The organism is Pseudoalteromonas sp. UG3-2 (genome assembly GCF_037120705.1).
In the GTDB taxonomy this organism is placed as follows: Bacteria; Pseudomonadota; Gammaproteobacteria; order Enterobacterales; family Alteromonadaceae; genus Pseudoalteromonas.
This window is the reverse complement of the sequence record NZ_JAWLJU010000002.1, coordinates 2,391,517-2,415,000: the sequence shown is the minus strand read 5'-3', so window position 1 is coordinate 2,415,000 and position 23,484 is coordinate 2,391,517. Positions and strand designations below refer to the sequence as shown.

The 23,484-nt window shown below is 47.3% G+C and carries 23 protein-coding genes (1 of these 23 only partly in view); 9 read left to right on the top strand and 14 right to left on the bottom strand.

All coding sequences use genetic code 11. The features are described from left to right. On the top strand, nt 1-241 hold the 3' portion of the coding sequence (locus R3P39_RS13780; RefSeq protein ID WP_442962050.1) for a gamma carbonic anhydrase family protein. It extends 293 nt beyond the left edge of the window; only the last 241 of its 534 coding nucleotides appear in the window; the start codon falls outside the window, past its left edge; it ends in the stop codon at nt 239-241. On the opposite strand, the gene R3P39_RS13775 is transcribed toward R3P39_RS13780, so the two are convergent. Both R3P39_RS13775 and aroE read right to left on the bottom strand, forming a co-directional pair. Next, on the bottom strand, nt 227-460 hold the full coding sequence (locus R3P39_RS13775; protein ID WP_336568153.1) for a DUF1488 family protein: 234 nt from the start codon (nt 458-460) through the stop codon (nt 227-229). The two genes, R3P39_RS13780 and R3P39_RS13775, sit on opposite strands and share 15 nt — an antisense overlap. After that, entirely contained in the window at nt 460-1,275 is an 816-nt protein-coding gene (gene aroE, locus R3P39_RS13770) for a shikimate dehydrogenase (RefSeq protein WP_336568151.1), read from the bottom strand. The genes R3P39_RS13775 and aroE overlap by 1 nt, the downstream gene beginning before the upstream one ends. Nucleotides 1,276-1,304: 29 nt before the next feature. Between aroE and R3P39_RS13765 the strand changes: the two genes are divergently transcribed. Both R3P39_RS13765 and R3P39_RS13760 read left to right on the top strand, forming a co-directional pair. Further along, nucleotides 1,305-1,754 carry a group II truncated hemoglobin gene (locus R3P39_RS13765; RefSeq protein WP_336568150.1) on the top strand — a complete coding sequence of 150 codons (450 nt, stop codon included), beginning with the start codon at nt 1,305-1,307 and terminating at the stop codon, nt 1,752-1,754. Nucleotides 1,755-1,859: 105 nt separating this feature from the next. Further along, nucleotides 1,860-3,467: a methyl-accepting chemotaxis protein gene (locus R3P39_RS13760; protein WP_336568149.1), complete on the top strand. Its 1,608-nt coding sequence runs from the start codon at nt 1,860-1,862 to the stop codon at nt 3,465-3,467. Nucleotides 3,468-3,497: 30 nt separating this feature from the next. On the opposite strand, the gene hemF is transcribed toward R3P39_RS13760, so the two are convergent. The 6 genes from hemF to R3P39_RS13730 form a co-directional block, all read right to left on the bottom strand. Further along, nucleotides 3,498-4,409, bottom strand: a complete 912-nt coding sequence (gene hemF, locus R3P39_RS13755) for an oxygen-dependent coproporphyrinogen oxidase (protein ID WP_336568148.1) — start codon at nt 4,407-4,409, stop codon at nt 3,498-3,500. 5 nt (nt 4,410-4,414) lie between these two features. Next, nucleotides 4,415-5,005 (bottom strand): Sua5/YciO/YrdC/YwlC family protein, encoded by a 591-nt coding sequence (locus R3P39_RS13750; RefSeq protein ID WP_336568146.1) that lies wholly within the window; start codon nt 5,003-5,005, stop codon nt 4,415-4,417. After that, nucleotides 5,002-5,568 (bottom strand): DNA topoisomerase family protein, encoded by a 567-nt coding sequence (locus tag R3P39_RS13745; protein ID WP_336568145.1) that lies wholly within the window; start codon nt 5,566-5,568, stop codon nt 5,002-5,004. Before R3P39_RS13745 ends, R3P39_RS13750 begins: the two co-directional genes overlap by 4 nt. Nucleotides 5,569-5,671: 103 nt before the next feature. Beyond that, the gene (locus R3P39_RS13740; RefSeq protein ID WP_336568143.1) at nt 5,672-6,145 is read right to left on the bottom strand and encodes a DUF494 family protein; all 474 of its coding nucleotides are present in this window, start codon (nt 6,143-6,145) and stop codon (nt 5,672-5,674) included. Nucleotides 6,146-6,149: 4 nt separating this feature from the next. After that, nucleotides 6,150-7,232, bottom strand: a complete 1,083-nt coding sequence (gene dprA, locus R3P39_RS13735) for a DNA-processing protein DprA (RefSeq protein WP_336568142.1) — start codon at nt 7,230-7,232, stop codon at nt 6,150-6,152. Nucleotides 7,233-7,285: 53 nt separating this feature from the next. Further along, nucleotides 7,286-8,416: a LysM peptidoglycan-binding domain-containing protein gene (locus R3P39_RS13730; protein ID WP_336568141.1), complete on the bottom strand. Its 1,131-nt coding sequence runs from the start codon at nt 8,414-8,416 to the stop codon at nt 7,286-7,288. Nucleotides 8,417-8,543: 127 nt separating this feature from the next. Here R3P39_RS13730 and def point away from each other — a divergent pair, with 127 nt between their 5' ends. From def to trkA, 4 genes are read left to right on the top strand one after another with little or no spacing between them, the layout of a single operon-like run. Continuing rightward, a complete protein-coding gene (gene def / locus R3P39_RS13725; RefSeq protein ID WP_336568140.1) occupies nt 8,544-9,056 on the top strand; it encodes a peptide deformylase in 513 nt (170 codons plus the stop codon). A gap of 29 nt (nt 9,057-9,085) precedes the next feature. Continuing rightward, nucleotides 9,086-10,033, top strand: coding sequence for a methionyl-tRNA formyltransferase (fmt, locus tag R3P39_RS13720; protein ID WP_336568139.1), 948 nt, complete (start codon nt 9,086-9,088; stop codon nt 10,031-10,033). Then, nucleotides 10,030-11,307, top strand: a complete 1,278-nt coding sequence (gene rsmB, locus R3P39_RS13715; protein WP_336568137.1) for a 16S rRNA (cytosine(967)-C(5))-methyltransferase RsmB — start codon at nt 10,030-10,032, stop codon at nt 11,305-11,307. The genes fmt and rsmB overlap by 4 nt, the downstream gene beginning before the upstream one ends. Nucleotides 11,308-11,325: 18 nt before the next feature. Further along, a complete protein-coding gene (gene trkA, locus R3P39_RS13710; RefSeq protein ID WP_336568135.1) occupies nt 11,326-12,702 on the top strand; it encodes a Trk system potassium transporter TrkA in 1,377 nt (458 codons plus the stop codon). A gap of 10 nt (nt 12,703-12,712) precedes the next feature. On the opposite strand, the gene R3P39_RS13705 is transcribed toward trkA, so the two are convergent. The 6 genes from R3P39_RS13705 to R3P39_RS13680 all read right to left on the bottom strand — a co-directional run bounded on the left by R3P39_RS13705 (nt 12,713) and on the right by R3P39_RS13680 (nt 19,754). Then, nucleotides 12,713-13,393, bottom strand: coding sequence for a flagellar brake protein (locus R3P39_RS13705; RefSeq protein ID WP_336568133.1), 681 nt, complete (start codon nt 13,391-13,393; stop codon nt 12,713-12,715). A 115-nt stretch (nt 13,394-13,508) separates the two neighbouring features. Beyond that, nucleotides 13,509-14,042: a hypothetical protein gene (locus R3P39_RS13700; protein WP_336568132.1), complete on the bottom strand. Its 534-nt coding sequence runs from the start codon at nt 14,040-14,042 to the stop codon at nt 13,509-13,511. A gap of 203 nt (nt 14,043-14,245) precedes the next feature. Continuing rightward, nucleotides 14,246-15,697: a TrkH family potassium uptake protein gene (locus R3P39_RS13695; protein ID WP_336568131.1), complete on the bottom strand. Its 1,452-nt coding sequence runs from the start codon at nt 15,695-15,697 to the stop codon at nt 14,246-14,248. 54 nt (nt 15,698-15,751) lie between these two features. Then, complete coding sequence (locus R3P39_RS13690; RefSeq protein ID WP_336568130.1) at nt 15,752-16,369, bottom strand: YigZ family protein; 618 nt, start codon at nt 16,367-16,369, stop codon at nt 15,752-15,754. A 79-nt stretch (nt 16,370-16,448) separates the two neighbouring features. Continuing rightward, complete coding sequence (gene pepQ, locus R3P39_RS13685; RefSeq protein ID WP_336568129.1) at nt 16,449-17,771, bottom strand: Xaa-Pro dipeptidase; 1,323 nt, start codon at nt 17,769-17,771, stop codon at nt 16,449-16,451. A 93-nt stretch (nt 17,772-17,864) separates the two neighbouring features. Further along, nucleotides 17,865-19,754 carry a transglycosylase SLT domain-containing protein gene (locus tag R3P39_RS13680; protein WP_336568128.1) on the bottom strand — a complete coding sequence of 630 codons (1,890 nt, stop codon included), beginning with the start codon at nt 19,752-19,754 and terminating at the stop codon, nt 17,865-17,867. A gap of 282 nt (nt 19,755-20,036) precedes the next feature. Here R3P39_RS13680 and fadB point away from each other — a divergent pair, with 282 nt between their 5' ends. Together fadB and fadA are read left to right on the top strand one after the other, a co-directional pair. Further along, nucleotides 20,037-22,199 (top strand): fatty acid oxidation complex subunit alpha FadB, encoded by a 2,163-nt coding sequence (fadB, locus tag R3P39_RS13675; protein ID WP_336568127.1) that lies wholly within the window; start codon nt 20,037-20,039, stop codon nt 22,197-22,199. Between the two features lies 1 nt (nt 22,200). After that, on the top strand, nt 22,201-23,370 hold the full coding sequence (fadA, locus tag R3P39_RS13670; protein WP_336568126.1) for an acetyl-CoA C-acyltransferase FadA: 1,170 nt from the start codon (nt 22,201-22,203) through the stop codon (nt 23,368-23,370). Nucleotides 23,371-23,484 lie beyond the last annotated feature (114 nt).

The window sequence follows — 23,484 nt, the reverse complement described above, 5'->3', positions numbered from 1 at the left end:
AGGTAACCGTATATTAGTAGGCATGGGTGCTATTGTTATGGACAATGCGACTGTCGAAGATGATGTCATCATCGCCGGCGGCGCTCTAGTGCCACCGAACAAAACCTTAGAATCAGGCTACTTATATGTCGGCAGCCCTGTCAAACAAGCCAGACCGCTGAGCGAACAGGAGCTCAACTTTCTCAAAGTATCAGCACAAAACTATGTTGAACTTAAACAAGATTATCTAGAGGAAGTCTAGGATTACCTCGCCTTCAGAGCTAATCATTTCGTCCTCAATAAATTGCTCAGCCTGCATTTCATAGTCAAACTGGTGCTGAGCAAAATGTTCTAAAGCCTGTTGTTGTGGCAGCTTAGTGCTTACCTTACAAATAATAAGCTGACCACTCGCCATCGCGGTAAAGCGTAGCTCCCCTTGGTGATAACTGACATCATCATTAAATAAGATGGCTTGATTCATTATGCACCTCTAAGCAGTTGCACACTGGCAGTGGTATCAGGGCGTACCCCACGCCATAGATAGAAGGCTTCTGCAGCTTGCTCTACCAACATGCCAATGCCGTCAATCAGTTGGGCTTGGCGGTTATGTTGTGCCACCCACTGAAGAAAACTGGTCTGCTGCGTGCTGTAAAACATATCATAAGCCACCTTACAACCTGCAACTACATTAGCGTCTAATGCCGGCACCTCACCATTTAAGCTCGAAGAGGTGGAATTAATAATGATATCAAAATCGCTATTCGATACTGCTTCTAAGCTGCTGGCTAAAATATTGCCAAAGCCCTGGAATTGCGTTGCCAGTTGCTGTGCTCTCTCTTCTGTGCGATTTGTCACCCAGATCTGTTTCACTCCAGCTTGAAAGAGTGGATATATACACCCTCTGGCAGCGCCACCGGCACCAACTAGCAATATGCTTGCTCCTGAAAGCGTCACTTGGTGATTTAGGAGGTCTTGAACTAAACCCTCACCATCCGTGTTATCACCACTAATTGTGCCATTGTCCTCTTTAATAAGGGTGTTCACAGCTCCAGCTAACGCAGCACGCTCACTTAAGCTATCGGCAAACTGATAAGCTTGCTCTTTAAAAGGCACAGTTACATTCGCTCCACGACCACCTTGAGCAAAAAACGCGGTTACCGTTTGCAGAAACTGCTCTAGTGGAGTAAGTATTGCCTCATAGCTTAATTGCTGTCGACATTGTTGTGCGAATTGCGCATGGATCGCAGGAGATTTAGAATGCTTTATCGGATTGCCGAAAACCGCATATTTATCCATAGTTAAAGAGCGCCTTATAAAGAGTCATTATGAAGCAGTTAATAAAACGCATCTTCAATAAAGATGCAACCTCAGAAGCAACAAATAGTGCCCCATCACCACAAAAAACGCCTTACGAAATTATTGGTGGAGAACAAGGGACTCGCAATTTAGCCAACCGCTTCTATGACATTATGGCAACAGACCCTTATGCTAAGCCGCTATACGAAATGCATCCACAACCATTGGATCGGATCCGCTTAGTGTTTTTCGAGTTCCTATCCGGCTGGCTCGGCGGTCCTGACTTATTTGCTGAAAAGTATGGTCACCCTAGATTAAGAATGCGCCATATGCCCTTTGCCATCGACCAAGATTTGCGCGACCAATGGATGCACTGCATGAACAAAGCGCTAGATGAAGAAGTGGATAACCCGTTATTAAGAGAAGGCCTAAGAAAGTCACTAGCCCAATTGGCCACCCATATGATCAATCAAGAGTAGTATAAAACTATTAGATAGTAAGGATTACAGCACTGTTTTGCGCTAGGTCAAATCACCACCTACACTAGAGCAGCATAATGTTTGTTCTTATAGTGAACAGGTGCGATGCGTGTGAAGTCTATCCAACATAAAATATATGCCCTACTGGCGGTGACCGGTATACTGGTGCTGATTGCAAGTATTCTTAGCAGTAGTAGTCAACAAAAAACGTTGGCCGAAGAAACCGTCGAGAGCAACATCAAATTACTTGCGGATAACTACTTTGACTCTATCAACACCATGATGCTGACCGGCACCATGGCCAACCGAGAGATACTCAGTGAAAAAATCCGTAATCACCCGAATATCGAAGATGCTCATATTATTCGCTCAGAGTTAGTGAATAAACTGTATGGCCCCGGCAATGCCAACCAATCACCTAGCTCAGATGCTGAATATGCCGCATTAAACGGCAAAGAAACCCTCGTGATAGAGCAACGCGATGGTAATCGGATCATGACCTTCTTAAAGCCGATGGTGGCATTGGAAGATTATAAAGGAACCAATTGCCTCGGTTGCCATCAGGCCCAAGAAGGCGATGTGCTGGGCGTAGTAAGAATTAGTTACTCCCTAGCAGAAATAGACAGCACCGTGCATAACAACACTTGGGTAAGTACCGCCTTGTTGTCAGCTATTTTTATCACCACCTTTGTGCTCTTAGGGGTGTTATTTCGCAAACTCTTTATTGTGCGCCTAAAAACCTTGGGTCGCACTATGCGGCTGGCCACCAGCAATAAGGATCTGTCTTTACGAATTGACGACGACGTGGATGACGAGCTCGGAAGACTGGCCAATAACTACAATAAAATGATGGACAGCTTCAAAGAAAATATCTCGCAGCTGTCTCACTCTTCGAAGGTATTAATTAGTTCAGCTGAATCTATCTATGCCTCAGCAGAGACCACTGAGTTGGCTATCCAAGAACAAAAGCAAGGAACTGACTCGGTAGCCGCGGCTATTAATGAGCTGGAAAGCTCTTCCAGTGAAGTGAAAAACACCACCCACTTTGCATCAGAGAAGTCAGACAGCAGTAACCACCTGGCAGAAGAGAGTATGGCGGTTGCTAATCATACAGAGCAAAGCATTAATCAACTCGCGCAAGATGTCCGCCAAGCAGCCGAGCAAGTATCCCAGTTACAAGCGCAAACATTGGAGGTGGGCAAAGTGCTTGAGGTGATCAGTGCTATCGCCGAGCAGACCAATTTACTGGCGCTCAATGCCGCCATTGAAGCTGCGCGGGCCGGTGAAGCGGGCCGAGGTTTTGCTGTGGTCGCCGATGAAGTGAGAACTCTGGCCACCAGAACCCATGACTCGACGGATGAAATTAAAAGAACCATTGATAAGTTACAAACCGAGGCAGAGCAAACCGTTGCGGCCATGAGTGCCTCTTGTGAAGAAGCCGATGAACGCGCAGGACAAGTGAAAAAAGTCGCTCAAGCACTAAAAGACATATCAACGCAAATGCATGAAATAAATGCTTTAAACTTACAAATAGCCGATGCCACTGAGCAGCAGAACCTTGCAGCAGAAGAAATTAATCGCAGCGTTGTTGCCATCAGTGATAATGCTGAAACCTCGCTCGTTGATGCCCATGGCTCGAAACAGATCAGTGAAGAGCTACTAACATTGGCCAGAGATCTGGATGAACAGGTAAGAGGATTTAAACTCAACTAACAGGTAATAAATAAGGAGCCAAAAGGCTCCTTATTTATTTAACCAGTCTCTGGGAGTTAAAAACTCGTTTAACCTTGCCTCTGCCGATCCAGGCTCAGGCTGGAAGTCATATTCCCAACGCGCAAGCGGTGGCATCGACATCAAAATAGACTCAGTGCGCCCGCCTGTTTGCAAACCAAATAAGGTGCCACGATCCCAAACCAGATTAAATTCGACGTAACGACCTCGGCGGTACAACTGGAACTGTCGCTCTTGTTCACCATAGGGCGTGTCTTTGCGCTTAGCGATAATAGGTAAGTAGGCGTCCAGAAAGCCATTCCCTACCGCCTGCATAAAGGCAAAACTCTTATCAAAGCCCCACTGATTTAAATCATCGAAGAATAAACCACCTACGCCTCGGGTTTCCTTGCGGTGTTTCAAATAGAAATAATCATCACACCATTTTTTATAGTCATCATACACCTGCTCACCAAATGGCGCGCACAAATCCGCTGCAACTTGGTGCCAATGTTGAACGTCCTCCATTTGCGGATAAAATGGGGTTAAATCAAAGCCGCCACCAAACCACCAAATCGGTGCTTCACCTTCTTTTTCGGCAATAAAAAACCGCACATTGGCATGGCTGGTAGGAATATGGGGATTTTTAGGATGGATCACCAAGGACACACCACAAGCATGAAAGCTACGTCCTGCTAATTCCGGTCGGTGAGCCGTGGCTGAAGCGGGCATTGAGGCACCAAAAACATGGGAGTAGTTCACTCCCCCTTGCTCAATCACATTACCATCGCGGATAACGCGGGTACGACCGCCCCCACCTTCTTCTCTTTGCCAAGCATCTTCAACGAACTTGGCGCCACCGTCAGCTTGCTCAAGACCTTGGCAAATATGGTCTTGCAGCTGTAATAAAAAGCTTTTTACTGTTTCTAAATTTACTTGACTCATAGTAATTATGTTCCTCGGATCACTTTGCCTGTCATGGCGTCCTTGATTACGCTGGGGCTCGAATGACAGCCTAAAGGGCCGTCAACATAGTAGTCAACTTGATCGGCAAATAGGGCTTTGGCTTGGGAGAGTGACGTCACAGGCATCTCACCGCTGAAATTGGCGCTAGTAGAGACAATGGGTTTTGCAAATGCTTGGCATATGCGCTTCACCAACGGGTGCGCGGTTACTCGAATGGCAATCGTCTGGCGACCACCGGTAAGCCAACGCGGCGCTGAAGCCTTAGCAGGAAGCAACCAAGTTACGGCACCAGGCCAACTAGAAAATATCTCAGCGCGTTTGTGCAAAGGAATATTTTCATCTGCAACGTAAGGCAAACACTGAGAGTAATTATCAGCAATTAGGATCAAACCTTTACTTAGCGGCCGCCCTTTTAGCTGCAACAGTTGCGCAACGGCGGCTTGGTTATCAGGGTCGCACCCTAAGCCAAATATAGCTTCTGTGGGGTAGCAAATCACAGCCCCTTCAGTTAATGCCTGTTCGACGCTGAGTTGATTAGCAACTTCGAGCGAGTCGCCATTTGCAGTAGTACTCACGCTTTGTCCACGACCTTTTGACATGATTTTTGCGGACATTGTAGCACAGCCTTGCCAGCTCGGGTCTTCTCCACCAGCACTGGCCAACCGCATTGCTCACAAGTTTGCGCAACGGGCGGGTAATTGAGTGTGTATTTGCAGCTAGGGTACTTATCGCAGCTGTAAAAGTGCTTACCAAACTTATTCTTGCGCTGTGTCAGTTGCCCTGTTTGGCATTTCGGGCAATCAGGCAAAGCCTCGGGCTCAGGTTCTTCCTCATGACCAATATAATGACACTCAGGGTAGCCAGTGCAGCCAATAAACATGCCGTAGCGACCATTTTTTATGACTAAGTCCTTACCACACTCAGGGCATGCCACGTCCTCAAGCACTTTGATCACATGACTATCATGATGGGCAATAGCACGGGTGTAGTCGCACTGGGGGTAACTGGCACAGCCAATAAACGGTCCGCTTTTACTGTTTTTTATCACTAGCTCAGAGCCACATTGCGGACAAACTTCATACTCTTTTTCAAGTGCATGTTTGTCAGCATTAAATAGAGCATGATCAATTTTGCTCATTGGTCCTCCCACCCTAGGTACTTTTCAGCGCCTAATATAATCGCCTAGTCTAGTGGGTCAAGGAAATTGCCAATTAATTCAGCAATTATCTATATTCTGCTGCTTAGTGCACCACGGTGGCAGGCTCAGTAAAAATTAAGTCTTCCATTTGCGCGTAGGCATGTTCTTTGCCGGGCACGTTGAATAGCACCATTAAAATCACCCATTTTAAGTCATCTAAGCTAATGTAGGTTTTATCTAACGCAAATAATCTATCCATAACCATTTCTCTTGTAGTGCCATCGATCACGCCAATTTGCTCCACAAACATCAAGAATCCGCGGCTTTGCACATCTAACATATTGCACTCAGATTCCGTGTAAATTCGCGTTGCGTGATCGGGCTTGGCATTAAGGTAAGGATACTCATCGCTGTGCTGAAGATCAGCGAGTTGCTCAAGCCAGTCTAGTGCTTTGTAAATTTCACCCTGACTGAAGCCGGCGCGGAGGAGTTCATCGGTGAGCTCGTTCTGTTCAACAAAAATTTCTGACTCACTATGAATATAGTTTTCAAATAAATACATTAGAATATCAAACATCTTCTTAACCCCTCGCGAGTTTTATGTAGCCGTCTAAGACACGCTCTACTTTATCTTCGAGTTCTAGGTCCAGTAATCTTGCTACTACTTGCTCAACTGGCCACTGGGTCCTTTGCGTTAAGGTGTCTACCGATGTCACCTCAAAACCAAGGTTTTCTAATACCGGGCAGTCCTCCTCGTTTTGCACAACACTTTCTATATTATATAGACTGTTTTCACAAAAAAAGCTCACCTCCTCTAAAATATCCTCGACGTTTTCGGTTAGTTTTGCGCCTTGTTTAATTAAATAATGACACCCTGCTGCCAACCTATTACGAATAGACCCTGGAATGGCAAAGACCTCTTTATTTTGCTCCAATGCATACCGGGCGGTGATCAAAGAGCCACTTTTAATCTCCGCCTCTACCAATAAAACCCCTAAAGATAAGCCCGATATAATGCGGTTTCTTCTGGGGAAGTTATGACTCGTTGCGGTGGTACCTGGTAAAAACTCACTCACCAGCAACCCCTGCTCTGCGATATTTTGATACAGTTCTTGATGGCGTTTGGGATACACTTTGTCCACTCCAGTGCCTAATACCGCAATGGTTTTCCCTTGCGCCGCTAATGCCCCTTGATGAGCCGCGCCATCGATACCGCGAGCCATACCTGAGGTCACAACTAAACCACTGCGGCATAACCCGTGGGCAAACTCGTGCGCTAATTGTGTGCCAGATTGAGTAGAGCTGCGGCTACCGACAATAGCGATTTGCGGTTGCTGTAATAATGCAGTATCACCGTAACAAAATAGCACTAATGGCGGGCTGGCGATTTCTCGCAACAGTTGCGGGTAACGGGTATCAAAATAACTGATAGTGATGATGTTTTGCTGCTGGCAGCGCGAGATGATTTGTTCAACCTGGTGCCAATTGCATTTAGCAATTCCCTTGGCGCAGGCTGCGCTAAGACCCAGCGCTTTAAGCTGCGCCTCAGAAAGACTAAATAACTTGTCGAGTTCAATCTGCTGTAACAATGCTGTGATGGTTTTGATGCCCATACCCGGACACAGCATCAGCGCCAGTGAACGCGCTAAATTTGAATGCTCCATATTCGCTCCTTGTCGGTGGTCGCAGCGACAGGAGCGATATCACTCTAAGGAGCCTACTCGCGGCCCATTACCTGTACGCTATCACCAATCCTAACTGGCTCCGAGGTTCTGACTACCATGGCGTAACTAAGCTTGTCGTAAACCTTAAACACCATGACCTCGCCTACTTTTTCCTTGGGCATATGCCAAACCACGCTGTCATCGTCGTTCTCTTCGCCAAACCATGACCCCACTTCGGTCATCAGTTTTTCTAGGCTAGAAGCATCTTCGATGTAACGTGGTCCATGCTGCCCTTCTATCACTGTAGGCGATTGCTTCCAGATATCAAGAATGTGCCCCTCTTGCAGCTGTTCATTACGACCAACATTGAGTACCACCACACTCATGGTACTAAACTCACGCAGTTTATTATCACTGGCTATAATTTTGCCCGCCGTTGCTTGCTCAGGCCGAGTCATAGCAAACTGGGCAGGAAAACTCTGACCCGCGGCTATCGGCATCACAATGTCACCTGCTTTTACTTCTTGCTTAACGCTATCCAGTAACAATCTGGCGGGTCTGCCATTAGCCAGGTTGCCTTGCTCTACAACGCGTCCAGAGCCCACCAATACCGCTTCAATGCCCAGCTTTTCATTACTGTCAGGATCGGTGTAAACCTCACCTTTACGATAAATGGCATAGTGCCCGCCTAGAACCAAATCGGCCTTAATGTAAAGTAAGTGCCCTTCGGTTTTCATTTTGACGTTTTTATTCGCCCCCAAGACAATGGGGTGAGCATCAAACTGCTCCTCGCTCAGCGTTTGCTCAAAGCGTAAGAAAGGTTCCATAAGCGGCAGTGGCAAGGTAGGAATGGCGGTACTTTTTTGCGATACCACTCGCGCTTGCGGGCTGAGCTTTTTAAACCGTTTTTCCACCATCAGTATTGGATTCCCCTCACTGTCATAACGAAGTTTGAGGTTATCACCTGGGTAAATCAGATGGGGGTTTTTAATTTCTGGATTCCATTGCCACAACTGCTTCCACTTCCAAGGAGAGCGTAAATACATTTTAGAAATATCCCATAATGTATCCCCTTTTTTCACCACATAACTTTTTGGTGCCTGAGCATTCAGCGCCAAGGTATCCGCTTGAGTGGAGAAAATAGTACAGCTAGCGATCATTAATGCAGCAAAAGGATATTTCATGATGGCTTCCTTGAGGTTATTTTTGTTTATTATCCACCAAAACCTGTTAAAGGGGAACTTGAATGGCTAAAATAAGACCATACACTCGCTTACAACAGCTTACACCATAAATTGAGTTAGAGAAATTATGGCCAAACTAGAAGTTTTAAGATTCCCAGATGAGCGTTTGCGCACCGTCGCAAATCCAGTTACAGAAATAAATGACGACACCCGCCAGATAGTCAAAGACATGCTGGAAACCATGTATGATGAAAACGGCATTGGTCTGGCAGCGACACAAGTTGATATTCATCAGCGTATTGTGGTGATCGACGTATCAGAAGAGCGCAACGAGCCTCGGGTACTTATTAATCCTGAGATCACTAAGCGTGACGGCTCAACCATCAGCGAAGAAGGCTGTTTATCAGTGCCTCACTCATACGCCAAAGTCGACCGCGCAGAAACGGTGACCGTAAAAGCGCTGAACGAACACGGTGAAGAGTACCAGCTTGACGCTGAAGGTTTGTTAGCCGTGTGCATCCAGCATGAATTGGACCACCTGATGGGTAAACTGTTTATCGACTACCTATCGCCGCTGAAGCGCCAACGCATTCGCAAAAAAATTGAAAAAGAAGCTAAGCTTGCCGCCAAGCTGGCTTAATCACCACTAACTGATTTTTAGGGTATTTCGTGAGTAATCCTTTACGCATCGTTTTCGCTGGCACGCCTGATTTTGCTGCCCGCCACTTAGACGCGCTTATTCAATCACAACATCAAGTCGTTGCCGTTTACTGTCCGCCAGACCGCCCTGCTGGGCGCGGAAAAAAGCTAAAAGCCTGCGAAGTTAAACAACTGGCACAAGCACATGACCTCCCAGTACTGCAGCCGCAATCATTAAAAACGACGGAAGCCCAAGCCGAGCTTGCCGCACTCAATGCCGATGTAATGGTGGTTGTCGCTTATGGGGTATTATTACCAAAAGCGATTTTAGAGACGCCTAAATTAGGTTGCTTAAATGTCCACGGCTCGATACTGCCGCGCTGGCGTGGTGCTGCCCCAATCCAACGTGCACTCTGGGCTGGAGATACAGAAACGGGCGTCACCATTATGCAAATGGATGAAGGGTTAGACACCGGCGACATGCTCCATATTGCGCGATGCCCGATTACCAATCAAGACACCAGTGCCGATTTGTATAATAAGTTAGCCGAGTTAGGCCCAACAGCCTTACTCGATACCCTTACAGCGCTTGCAAATGGTGACGCCCAGGCGCAAAAACAAGACGATAACCTCGCTAACTACGCTAAAAAGCTCAGTAAAGAAGAAGCCAATATCAATTGGCAGCAAAGCGCCGCACAAATAGAGCGTAACATTCGCGCATTTAACCCTTGGCCAGTTTGCTTTACTTCAATGGCGGGCCACAGTGTTAAAATTTGGCAAGCCGAAGTGGTGAATGAGTCAGGCCAACCCGGTGAAGTGTTGCGTGCCGATAAACACGGTATTGTGATCGCCTGTGCTGAGCAAGCCCTCGCCATTCAATCACTGCAACCGCAAGGCAAAAAGCCGATGACAGCACAAGATTTTCTCAATGGCCGCGCCGATTGGGTTGCTATGGGCTCTGTGGTAGGTGACGCGTGAGCAATGTTCGCGCCCTAGCGGCGCAAACTCTATTTCAAGTGGTTGATAAAGGCGCTTCACTGAGCACCCAACTGCCACTAGCAGCAAGCCAGCTTGATGGCAAAGACAAAGCGCTACTACAGCAGATCTGCTATGGCGTTTTACGCTACTTACCTTCGTTAGAGCATTATTGCCAACAGCTTCTAGAGCAACCGCTGAAAGGTAAGCGCCGCGTATTCCAGTTTTTACTGTATGTGGGTATTTACCAACTTCAACACATGCGAGTGCCTGCACACGCAGCTGTGGCAGAAACCGTGAATGCCCTAAGCACGCTAAGAGCGCCGGGAATGAAAGGCCTAGTCAATGCTATTTTACGCAACTTTCAACGCCAACAAGAGACACTTGAGTCCAGCGCAGCGGCTATTCCAGCTTGTTTATACAACCACCCTGGCTGGTTTATTAATAAGTTAAAAGCGGCGTACCCGCAGCACTGGCGAGCCATCCTCGAGGCAAACCAACAACAAGCCCCAATGTGGTTGCGAGTAAATCAATCACAATATAGCACCTCGCAGTACGCCCAACTGTTGACGGACGCTGGCATCGAATACGAGCTCGATGAAGACTACCCTGATGGCATTTTATTGCTCACCCCACAAGACGTGTATAACCTGCCAGAGTTCGCCTCGGGAGCTTGCTCGGTGCAAGATGCCGCGGCGCAAAAAGCAGCACGACTATTGGCACCGCAAAAGGGTGAACACATTCTTGATGCCTGTGCCGCCCCAGGCGGTAAGACTTGCCATATTTTAGAGCTAGCCGATGCCGAAGTCACTGCCATTGATGCTGACCCCGAGCGATTGCAGCGGGTACAACAAAACCTTTCACGTATTGGTTTGCGCGCCACCTGCCAACAGGGCGATGCCGCCGATCCTGATAGTTGGTGGGACGGTCAGCAATTTGACCGCATCTTATTGGATGTGCCCTGCTCAGCGACCGGTGTGATCCGTCGTCATCCCGACATCAAGTGGCTACGACGCGCCAGCGATATTGCCAATTTGGCGCATTTGCAAGCCCAGATCATGCAGAATATCTGGCCATTGCTAAAGCCAGGTGGCACACTGGTCTATGCTACTTGCTCGGTACTTCCTGAGGAAAACCAGCAACAAGTTGCGCAGTTCTTAGCCGCGACACCCGATGCTGAGTTAATGCCACTGGGTGAACAAAGCGAGCCGGGACTGCAACTGTTACCAGGACGAAACGATGGCTTTTACTACGCCAAGTTGACAAAACAACAATAGAAATCGACTGCAATCACTATGAAGATCATTATCTTAGGCGCCGGCCAAGTCGGCGGCACACTCGCTGAAAACTTGGTTGGTGAAGAAAACGAAATAACCGTCGTCGACATCGATGGCGAGCGCTTAAGAGAGCTGCAAGATAAGTATGACTTGCAAGGCGTAACAGGCCACAGCGCACACCCGGATATTCTACGCCAGGCAGGTGCTGAAGATGCCGATATGATCATCGCAGTAACCAGCTCCGATGAAGTCAATATGGTTGCCTGCCAGGTGGCCTACAGTATTTTCAATACCCCAACCAAAATTGCTCGGATACGCTCCGAGCAATATTTAAAGTATCGGGAAAAGTTGTTTCATAATGACGATTTGCCGGTAGATCACTACATCGCTCCTGAACAACTGGTGACGCAATATATTCGCCGCTTGATTGACTATCCAGGCGCCTTACAAGTACTGCAGTTTGCCGAGGGCATGCTCTCTTTGGTCGCGGTAAAAGCCTATTATGGCGGGCTGTTGGTCGGTTATGCTTTATCGGCATTAAAAGAGCACATTCCCAATGTCGATACTCGAGTGGCAGCCATTTACCGCCAAGGTAAAGCTATTAAGCCACTTGGCACCACGGTCATTGAAGCCGATGATGAAGTGTTTTTTATCGCCGCCACTAAGCATATTCGCGCAGTAATGAACGAGCTGCAAAAGCTGGAACGCTCGTATAAAAAAATCATGATTGCCGGTGGCGGTAATATCGGCGCCGGATTGGCCAGCTCGTTGGATAAAAACCACAGTGTTAAACTGATTGAGCGTAACCAGTCCCGAGCCGCACAGCTATCAGAAATGCTTGACAATACCGTGGTCTTTAGTGGCGACGCTTCAGATCAAGAGCTCCTTTCTGAAGAACATATTGAACAGGTTGATGTCTTTATTGCCGTCACCAACGATGACGAAGCCAACATCATGGCCGCCATGCTAGCGAAACGCATGGGCGTGCAAAAAACCATGGCACTGATCCAACGCGGTGCGTATGTAGATTTAGTTCAAGGCGGTGACATTGATATTGCCATTTCACCGCAGCAGGCCACCATTTCAGCGTTACTAACCCATGTGCGCCGTGGTGACATTGTTAACGTTTACTCGCTGCGAAAAGGCGCTGCTGAAGCTATAGAGGCGGTGGCACACGGCGACGAAAACACCTCCAAGGTAGTTGGCCGCGCCATCAGAGACATCAAACTACCGGTGGGCACCACCATTGGCGCCATCGTGCGCGATGAAGACGTGCTTATTGCTCATGATGACACGGTTATTTTATCTGGCGACCACGTTATTATGTTCCTGATCGATAAAAAACAAATTGGTGTGGTAGAAAAGCTATTCCAGGTCAGCGCCCTGTTTGTCTAGCTGGCCTTCATTAGTTTTGTTGATCTTGCAAAATAGATAAGTCGATAAGGTAGTCTTTTAAAACACCGCGAATGGTGTCGGGCTTGGAATTAAGACGAATACCCAGGGCCAAAATATCATCATGAGATTTAATCCGCCGAACACTTCCCTCTAGGGCAATTTCATTGCCCTCTTTGCCGGCAATTAACACCTCACAAGTTGTGCCTTCAGCCACCTTTTCCGGGGCCACTGAATTCAAGTCCAGTTGCAAACCAGTTAAAGAGATGTCCTTAATGACACCAACATCATTCACACCTTCACAGTGAAACTGAGCTGGAATTAACGTAGGTACTCGGTTTTCTGAGCGTAACTTATAGGTTTGTATTTTTTCCGGTAAGTAGAGGAAAATAAGCCGCGCGGGATGGACTGAAACCGCTTTAATTTGCGATTTAAAGGCAATAACTTGACCGTCACCGTTTTCGAGCAATGCTCTAACAATCACTGTCGTGCCTTCCGTAACATAGTCCAGCGCCGCGCCTAATCGCTTAGGGTTTGGGTGGTTGAGAATTAGGTAAGCATCTTTTAGCATGCCGACGTATTCTGTTTTTATTCTTTTACTGTTTGCCGGCAAGCAAATTTCTAAATCAATAATACTGCCTGCATTGATGGCAGTGAGCAGGGTATCTTGCCCTACTTCCTGAGTTTTTAACATGGCTGCGACCCTTCCTGAGTACGACGCTACAATGGCCTTGCAGCGGTTCTATTAGAAGAGTATTAAAAACCGATTCTATCTCGAATACAACAGCCCATTTCCTAGAAAAAGACCTTTACTTAATTAGGAAATGGCTGCGCAGCAGTAAAGCGCCATCACGTAATGTCATCATGCGGCTTTGAATTTCAAGTGAGCTAAGTGGCATCGCCAGCTCCTCACCCGCAACAAACAGCATCATGGGTTCGCTATTGCGCTTAGCAACAAACAAAATACCAGAAACATCATGGCGATATAGGCAGCCAGAGCCTTCAAGCTCTTGGTAGTCGGCAATAGCTGGGATTTGACGCTTCTGCCATAGCTCATTTTCTGAGATAACTTGTACCACGAAACGTGCACCACTCTCACAACCAATTTGATGAAATAAGTCATAGGTCTTAGCGTTACTCAGTTCTACTTCGTTACTGTGCAAGTAACCGACTTCATCAATTAAGTTGTTAAGTTGTAATACGCTTCGCTCAATAAGCTGCATGCCAGAGCTTGGCTCCTGGCTCGCTGCAAATCCTTTAATCACTTTAAACCCTTTATCTGAAAAGCGTGTGGCAAGCAATGTTTTCGCCTCCAAGTTAAATCCTTGTAAAAATATTGACATTTGAAAACCCCGAAAATCCGAGTTTTTAAAATTTTTATTAATAAAAATAGAGATTAGTTAAAACCAAGTGAGATAAAAGCACGGATTTTTGCGCTAAACCGCCTACTACGCTTTGTTAAACCGTCAGGGATAGCAATTGTTTGTTGCCATAGGCTGAGTCTAGATAGGTGTTGGGCTGCCAGCGAGCAGCCCAGTAAGAAACGCTAGCCGCGCCAAAAGGTAGGAGTGAACAACACCAATAAGGTAAAAATCTCTAATCGTCCAAATACCATCGCCAAGGTGAGTATCCACTTTGCCGAGTCACTGATGTCACCATAGTGAGAGGCCACCTGACCGAGTCCCGGGCCTAAGTTGTTAAGACAAGCCGCAGTTGCTGAAAACGCAGTAATGTTGTCTAACCCAGTGCCTAATAATGCGATCATAATGATGACAAACACCAGAGCATAAGCGGAGAAAAATCCCCACACCGCTTCAACGACCTTGTCGGGTAACGCTTTGCGGCCCAACTTAATGGAATAAATCGCTCTTGGGTGAACCAAGCGATTAAGCTCACGGATCCCTTGCAGATAAAGTAAGAACACCCGCACCACCTTCATACCACCGCCAGTGGAGCCCGCGCAGCCACCAATAAAACTAGAAAAGATTAACAGTATTGGTAAGAACAACGGCCAGCTGGCAAAGCTGTCGGTAGCAAATCCCGCAGTAGTACTAATAGACACCGCTTGGAACATAGCCTGATCTAAGGTTTCATCGCCGGTCTCATAGACATTATTAGACGACAGCACGGCAAAGCAGATAACCACCAGCGCCAATTGAATAAACAAAAACGCTTTGAACTCAGGATCTCGTAGATACGCACGAATACTGCGACTCGACACCGCAGCGTAATGCAGAGAAAAGTTTATCGCAGCAATGAGCAGGAAGAACACACAGATAATATTGATCAACGGATTATCAAAGTGCCCGATAGAGGCATCATAAGTAGAGAAACCACCAATCGCAATGGTGGCAAAGGCATGACAGATAGCATCAAACCAGTTCATGCCAGCAAACCAATAAGCAAGCGTACAGGCGGCCGTTAGCGACACATAGATATACCACAGGTGCTTAGCGGTATCGGCTATGCGTGGTGTCATTTTAGAGTCTTTTACAGGCCCCGGGGTTTCAGCCCGATAGAGCTGCATACCACCCACCCCTAGCATCGGCAACACCGCTACCGCTAAAACAATGATCCCCATACCACCGAGCCACTGCAGCTGTTGGCGATAGAACAGCACCGACTTAGGCAGGTGTTCGATACCGGTTAACACCGTTGCCCCAGTGGTGGTCAGCCCCGAGAAGGCTTCAAACACGGCATCAGCAAAAGACAGGCTAGGCTTGTCTAAAAATATCAGCGGCAAAGAAGCAAAGCTCCCTAGCACCAGCCAAAACAACACCACGATAAGGAAGCCCTCTCTGGCTTTTAAGTCGCCGCGCTGCTTGCGATTGGGATAATAGGCAAACAACCCCATCAACACACTGAAAATAAAGGCCAACACAAAGGGCACACCACCACCATCTTTGTAGATCAAAGACACAATGGCCGGTGGCACCATAGTGATACTGAATAAAGCTACTAACTGCCCAAGTATTTTTATTATGGTACGAAATTGCATGTCTATGCTGCGCTTTTAGTCATTAAGAGAGCGAAAATAACAAGTCATGACCTGTTATTTCTCCTGTTTTTTCAATAATACAACACCATTCGTCAATTCATAAACAGCATCGATGATTTCTTGCACTTCACGACTGTCCACCGATAGCTGCCAATCAATGTTAGCACCATAATCCTTATGTAGGTCTAAGAGCGTGAACTGACTACTTAATAACTGCTCAATATTGCCTTGCATGGCATAGTCCGACTGCCCAACCAAGGTCGTGGCGGGGATTTTTTTGACGGTCTGCAACTGCGCCAGAGCATTATTGAGCGTCCCGCCATAGGCCCGAACCAAGCCGCCAGTACCTAGCTTTATCCCACCAAAGTAACGGGTGGTGACTGCCGTAACTTCACCTATGCCAGAGCCCATTAGCACATTCAGCATGGGTTTTCCGGCTGTGCCATTGGGCTCACCATCATCGGAAAAACCCAACACATGACTGCCACCCGGGGCGCCAGCAATATGCGCCCAACAATTATGGCGAGCATCTGGATAGTCCTCATTAACTTGCTTAATAAACGCCTTGGCATCGGCCAAGGTGGGGGTATGCGCCAGATGCACGATAAAGGTACTTTTTTTGATTTCCTCGTGATGGCTAATGCTTTCATTAGGAATTAAATACTCTGACATAACTCTTCCAAACTAAAAGGGAGCCGACAGGCTCCCAATACGCATCAGTTGCGCGGCAATAAACATAACATCTTAAAGGTTACTCGAGACCTAAATCTCGCGTCATGTTTTCTAGGCGATCTTCATGCACAATGATGTCATCCTCGATGCGAATACCACCATATGGCTTAAATTGATCAACCTTATCCCAGTTGATGTATTGTTTATTGTCTGTTTGCGCTAAATCTTCTAATAGCGAATCAATAAAGTATAACCCAGGTTCAATGGTGAACACCTGATTCGCTTCAATCTTACGCGTACAACGCAAGAATGGGTGACCTTCTGGTGGTGCTTGGTGTGCCCCGGTCTCATCGGCCATGAAGCCACCCATATCGTGCACTTGCAAACCAATATGATGGCCTAAACCATGTGGGAAGAAGGTTGAGGTAATGCCTTTTGCGACAATGTCTTGAGCTGGTAATTTTACAATACCAAAGTCGCTCAGCACCTGAGCTACGCGGTTATGGCAGTCAATGTGCAGCTCACCATAAAGCTTGCCAGGCTGCAGCGCTTGGCCCAATTCGATTTGGTGGGCATTCATCACCTTGATTAACTCAGCGAACTCGCCTTTTTGCGCGAAATCGTAAGTACGCGTGATGTCTGATGCATAACCATGGAAGTTTGCTCCGGCATCAATCAAAAACGATAAGTGCTGATTCGGCGTTTTGCGTTCAAAGTGGGTGTAATGCAAAATAGCGCAGTTTTCATTTAACGCCACAATATTGCCATACGGTGTGTCACTTTCCATATGGTGAGTGGCATTCAAATACGCTTGTTGGATCTCAAACTCAGAGCGACCAGCGTAAAATGCATCGCGAGCCGCTTGATGACCTAACACCCCTAAACGGCTTGCTTCACGCATGCACTCAAGCTCGTATTGAGTTTTGTAAGCACGATGGAAATGAAGATAATTCATCACCGGTTCTGGATTCATTTGCGTAAACCCAAGTGCCTGAGCCACCTCTAAATACTCACCAATGTAAGCATAGCTGGCTTTGTCGTATGGCAATAATTGCTCAACCTGATCCGGCTTAACCAAGAGCTCAATATCGAAATACTCGGCCCAGAAGTCGCGCGGTTCATCAGGCACCTTATGCCAGAAGTCAACGGGGCGATAGAAGATAAGCTTAGGCTTATCGTTGCCATTCACCACCAGCCAGCAATGTGGATTATCGATAACAGGCAACCACGCTTTAAATTGCGGGTTCACTTTGAACGGATAGTACATGTCATCCAAGAACTGGCGTTTTGCCTGCCCTGAGTGGATCACTAGGCCATCGAGCCCTTCGCGTTCTACTATGGTTCGAGTACGCTGTTGCAAAGTAGAAATATGCTCAGCGTATAAATTTGCTAACTTATCCATGGTGTACCCATTTTCAAAAATTCACATATTATAAAGTCTATCATAGCTGCTAACTAAAAACGACGCGATGCGCTTAAGCTGCCCCTTTGATGGTTATTTGACAATTTTCATATCCAATATGCTAGCTAAAATATTACCCTCTCGACCCAGCTTAGTATGGTAAACCTGACGGTAGGCCATAACATTCTTGACGTAGTCTCGTGTCTCGCGGTATGGGATCAGCTCAATCCATAATTCAGCGGGCATAGCCTCTGACGGTAACCAACGCTTAATGCGATGATAACCGGCATTGTATGAAGCCGTAGCGAGGATCTCATTGCCGGCATTTTTACGCTTGAGATACTCTAAATAGTTAGTGCCTAATCGAATATTGGTTGCGGGTTGATATAAGCGCCGTTTCGAAACCCCTTTGCGGTTATTAATATACTTCGCTGTGCTAGGGAGTAACTGCATTAACCCATGGGCATCAGCGCGCGAACGGGCATCTGGTGCAAATGAGCTTTCACGCCTTGCAATGGCGATACTCCAAGCCATATCGACGCGATTACGTTTACTGTATTTATCGAACAACTCTTTGAATGCCAGCGGGAAACGTAGATCGACGTAATTCCATGCCTTGATCTGGGCTAAGGTAAAAATCGTGCTGTCGTACCAGTCAAACTTCGCCGCTAAGATGGAGGCGGCCAGCTTCTCTTCTTTGCTTGATGTATTGGTTAAGTAGTTCCACTCTCTGCGCGCTTGAGTGTAGCGTTCTAATTCGTACAATGCCCGAGCTCGCTTAAACCCAGGGGCATTCGACACCTGACGTAATAACCCAGAGTCAACATTCAACGGCTCAGCATTCAGCGATATTGGTTGCCCCAAGCGTGCTGCCGCTAAAAAGCCGTAATAATCGCGCTCTTTCGCAAGGCGTTGCCAAATAGCATTGGCCTCGCTGAGCTGTTGCCGCTGCGCCAAACTAAAGGCCAGCCAATACTGTTGACCATTGCTTAATTGTTCACGGCCAACGAACAAGGCTGAGATCCCCGCCCAATCCTGCTCTTTGAGCATGTTACTCATCAACCACTGTAGCAGGGTTTTATCCTGCATTTGCTTGGGCACCTTATTGAGCCAGAACTTAGCATCCTCATGACCCTTTGATGCCAAAGCTAAAGCAAAGCGATACGCAACACTGTCTTTTTGCGACTGGGTAAAGCGAAACATGCCTTGCATTTTTTGCCATGCTCTTAATGCTAAGTCAGGATCACGCCAAATCAGCCGCCGCACGCCATACACCGCGATTTCGGCTTCTTTCGCTGAGCGTTTTTTGAAGCGGTATAAACCAGCAGCGGCACTGGGGTCTTGGCGCACCTTTTTATACAGGGTGGCTAAGTAGGCCTGCTCTGCTGGCAGCAAGGTCGCTAAATAACGCAATAAGGAAGTCTGGCCATGTTGTGCCGCATTGGTTACCCGCTGCCACACTATTTCCGGGGTACGATAACCGGCTTGTTGCCATTTCGAGAAAAGTTCATCACAGGCTCGTGGCTGCGACTTACCGACGGTCCATATATCAGCAACCTGATCCAGAATAGGTTTTTGTAGTGCGCCTAAATCCAGCTGATACTGCAAATACGTACACTGCTTTTCGGCATCACTGGTCTCTCGATAAAATTCGATGTAACGGGCTTTTTTCTCATGCCGCTGTAAGTATTCTAGCCATGCGGAGCGCACCGGCCACTCCAACGGCGTATGCTCATAGACTGTCAGAAAGTGTTCTATTTCTTGTTGGTAGCGTAATCGCGGGTGACGTTTATAAAACGCCATTTCAACATAGGGTTTTAACGGATGGTCGAGCTGCGCAATGGCCGCTTTAAAATTACTATAATTGCCAGACCAAGCTATCCGCTCAGCCTGTTTAAAATCGTCAAGTGTGCTGGCTGCAGTGCACAAGCTGCTTACTGCGCATAAGCTGCCCACTACAACACGACGTAACCAATGTGTCATGTAAAGCCTTCTCAATCTGCCAAAGAAAGTACACACCGAAATTGAAATAAAGCCGATTTGTGCTTTTCTAAAGATGGCGCTGAAGAACAGACGCTCGGCTTGTAAACAGCGATGGCTATCGCTGAGTGCTTAAAAAACCAGGTGTGCCAAGCCACCATAGCAAACCGACCGCGGTATTTCAGTAAATGTGCGGTAAATTTTTCATTGCAATTTGCCGCCGAAAGATCCACACTGATTGAAATAGCAACTCATCGTACCAGTGTAACGCACGGGAGAACATGTATGTTAATCAAACGCGAGTCCTTTGTAGTCGATTTTTGCAAAGGCAAGATCGCTGAGTTTAAATTTTGCCTATCGGGCTCAGTAAATAAATTATCTCAGCAAGTACTTAAGGAAAGCCATGAGGCCCTTATCGAGCTAAGTCAACGTGATGATATCGAAGGCTTAGTATTTACCAGCGACAAAGATCACTTTATTGTTGGTGCTGATATCTATGAATTCCTTCCCACCTTCCAACGCCCTGAAGAAGAGCTAGTTGGTTGGATCAAAAACGCCACTGACGTATTTGATGCCATCGAAGACCTACCTTTCCCAACCGTTTCTGCTGTCAATGGTTTAGCGCTTGGTGGCGGTTGTGAGTGGTTACTAGCTACCGATTATCGTATTGCTACTGATGCCGCGAAGATTGGTTTACCGGAAGTCAAACTTGGTATCATGCCAGGCTTTGGCGGCACAGTGCGTTTACCACGCATTATTGGCGCCGACAACGCCATGACTTGGATCACCACAGGTAAAGAGAACCGCGCAGCAGATGCCCTAAAAGTGGGCGCTGTGGATGCTGTGGTTGCAGCAGATAAGCTGATGGACGCTGCCGTTCGCACTCTAGAACAAGCCATTGCAGGTAAGCTAGACTGGCGCGCTAAGCGTCAAGTGAAGCTTGAGCCATTAAAACTAAACCGTGTTGAGCAAGGCATGAGCTTTGGTATGGCTGAAGGCATGGTGATGGCGAAAACCAAAGGCCACTACCCGGCGCCAATGATGGCAGTGAAAACCCTAAAAGCAGCCGCGGGACTTGGTCGCACTGAAGCCATGGCCATCGAAAACCAGAACTTTGCTAAGCTGGCGAAAACATCAGAAGCCGCTGCGCAAACGGGTATTTTCTTGGCGGATCAATACATTAAAACGGTTGCCAAAAAACAAGCTAAGCAAAGCAATACCGACATTAAACAAGCCGCCGTACTAGGTGCTGGTATTATGGGTGGTGGTATCGCCTATCAATCAGCCTATAAAGGCACACCTATCGTGATGAAAGACATCCAGCAGGATGCCTTGGATCTAGGTATGGGTGAAGCGGCGAAACTACTGGGCAAAAAAGTTGAACGTGGCCATATGGCAATGGACAAAATGATTGCCACCCTAGGTAAGATTAAACCAACCTTAAACGATCATGACCTGACGGGCTCAGACATTATCGTAGAAGCGGTTGTCGAAAACCCGAACGTGAAGAAGACGGTATTGGCGAGCCTTGAGTCGCAATTGCCAGAAGGGACCATTCTGACGTCTAATACGTCGACTATCCGCATTGATGAGCTTGCAACCGCTTTGGACAAGCCAGAAAACTTCTGTGGTATGCACTTTTTCAACCCAGTACCAAAAATGCCACTGGTTGAAATCATTCGCGGCGAAAAAACCTCGGATGAAACCGTTGCAGCGGTTGTGGATTATGCCTTGAAGCTAGGTAAATCACCGATTGTGGTTAACGACTGCCCGGGCTTCTTTGTTAACCGTGTACTCTTTCCTTACTTTGCCGGCTTTAGTCAGTTAGTGGTTGAAGGCGCGGACTTCGCTAAAGTGGATAAAGTGATGGAGAACGTCTTTGGCTGGCCAATGGGCCCAGCTTATCTACTGGATGTCGTTGGTATTGATACCGCGAACCACTGCACTGGGGTAATGGCAGATGGCTTCCCTACGCGTATGGCACGCAAAGATAAAGACCCAGTTGCACTCCTAGCCAATGCAGAGCGCTTTGGTCAAAAGAACCAAAAAGGCTTCTATCAGTATGCGCCAGACCGTAAAGGTCGCTTGAAGAAGAGCAAAGATGAAGCTGCGCTATCGCTATTAAGTGAAATCTGCGAGCCAACCCAAGAGTTCGATAAGCAAACCATCATTGAGCGCTGTATGGTGCCAATGATTAACGAAGTACTACTGTGCCTACAAGAAGGCATCGTGGCATCGCCACAAGAAGCTGACATGGCGCTTATCTATGGCATCGGCTTCCCACCATTTAGAGGCGGTGCGTTCCGTTACCTAGACCAAATTGGCTTGAGCAATTTTGTTGCTATGGCTGACAAGTATGCGCATCTAGGCGAAATCTACCAAGTGTCAGAACAAACTAGGCAGTGGGCAGATGAAGGTAAAGTGTTTTATCAAGTGGAGGGCCAGTAACATGGAAAACGCGGTAATCGTAGATTGTATTCGTACCCCAATGGGCCGCTCAAAAGGCGGTGTATTTAAAAATAAACGTGCCGAAGATTTAAGTGCTCACTTGATGAAAGGTTTGCTTGAGCGTAATCCACAAGTCGCACCAGACTCCATTGATGATATTTACTGGGGCTGTGTGCAACAGACTTTAGAGCAAGGCTTTAACGTTGGCCGTAATGCTGCGCTACTAGCAGGCATTCCTCATACAGTGCCAGCGGTAACAGTAAACCGTTTATGTGGCTCTTCAATGCAAGCGCTGCACGATGCTGCACGAGCGATCATGACCGGCGCTGGTGATACTTACTTAATTGGTGGTGTTGAGCACATGGGCCATGTGCCTATGACCCATGGCAATGATTTCCACCCTGGACTTTCCACCTCAGTTGCCCAAGCGGCTGGCGTAATGGGTCTTACGGCGGAATACCTAGCAACACTACACGGTATTAGCCGTGAGCAACAAGACGAGTTTGCAGCTCGTTCGCATCAGCGTGCGCATGCCGCCACGGTTGAAGGTCGCTTTGCCAAAGAAATCCTACCGATGGAAGGCCACGATGCTGATGGTGCACCGGTTTTGGTTGAGAATGACGAAGTTATTCGCCCTGAAACCAGTGTGGAAGGATTAAGCCAACTGCGCCCAGTATTCAACCCAGCATCGGGAACCGTCACTGCTGGTACTTCATCAGCACTATCTGACGGCGCATCGGCCATGCTAGTAATGAGTGAGTCGAAGGCCAAAGAGTTAGGGTTAACCATCCGTGCTCGAGTTAAGTCAATGGCTGTTGCAGGCTGCGATCCCTCTATCATGGGTTATGGTCCGGTACCGGCATCGCAAAAAGCATTGAAACAAGCTGGTATCAGCATTGATGATATTGGCGTTGCCGAGCTTAACGAAGCCTTTGCGGCACAATCGCTGCCAGTACTAAAAGACCTCGGCTTGCTAGATAAAGTGGACGAAAAGGTAAACCTTAATGGTGGTGCCATTGCACTGGGCCACCCATTAGGCTGTTCAGGTTCACGTATTAGCACCACGCTGATTAACCTGATGGAAGAAAAAGACGCAAAATATGGTTTAGCAACCATGTGTATTGGCTTAGGCCAAGGCATTGCCACTGTATTTGAGCGTGTTGATAGCTAACTCGTTCCAACCCGCTGGGACTAAGGCTTAAGGCTTTAGTTCCGGCAATATAGTTTCAACTTGGTGACCAAGGCAAAACGGCCTCGCTGTTTTGCCTTTTTTATTGTGTAAAAT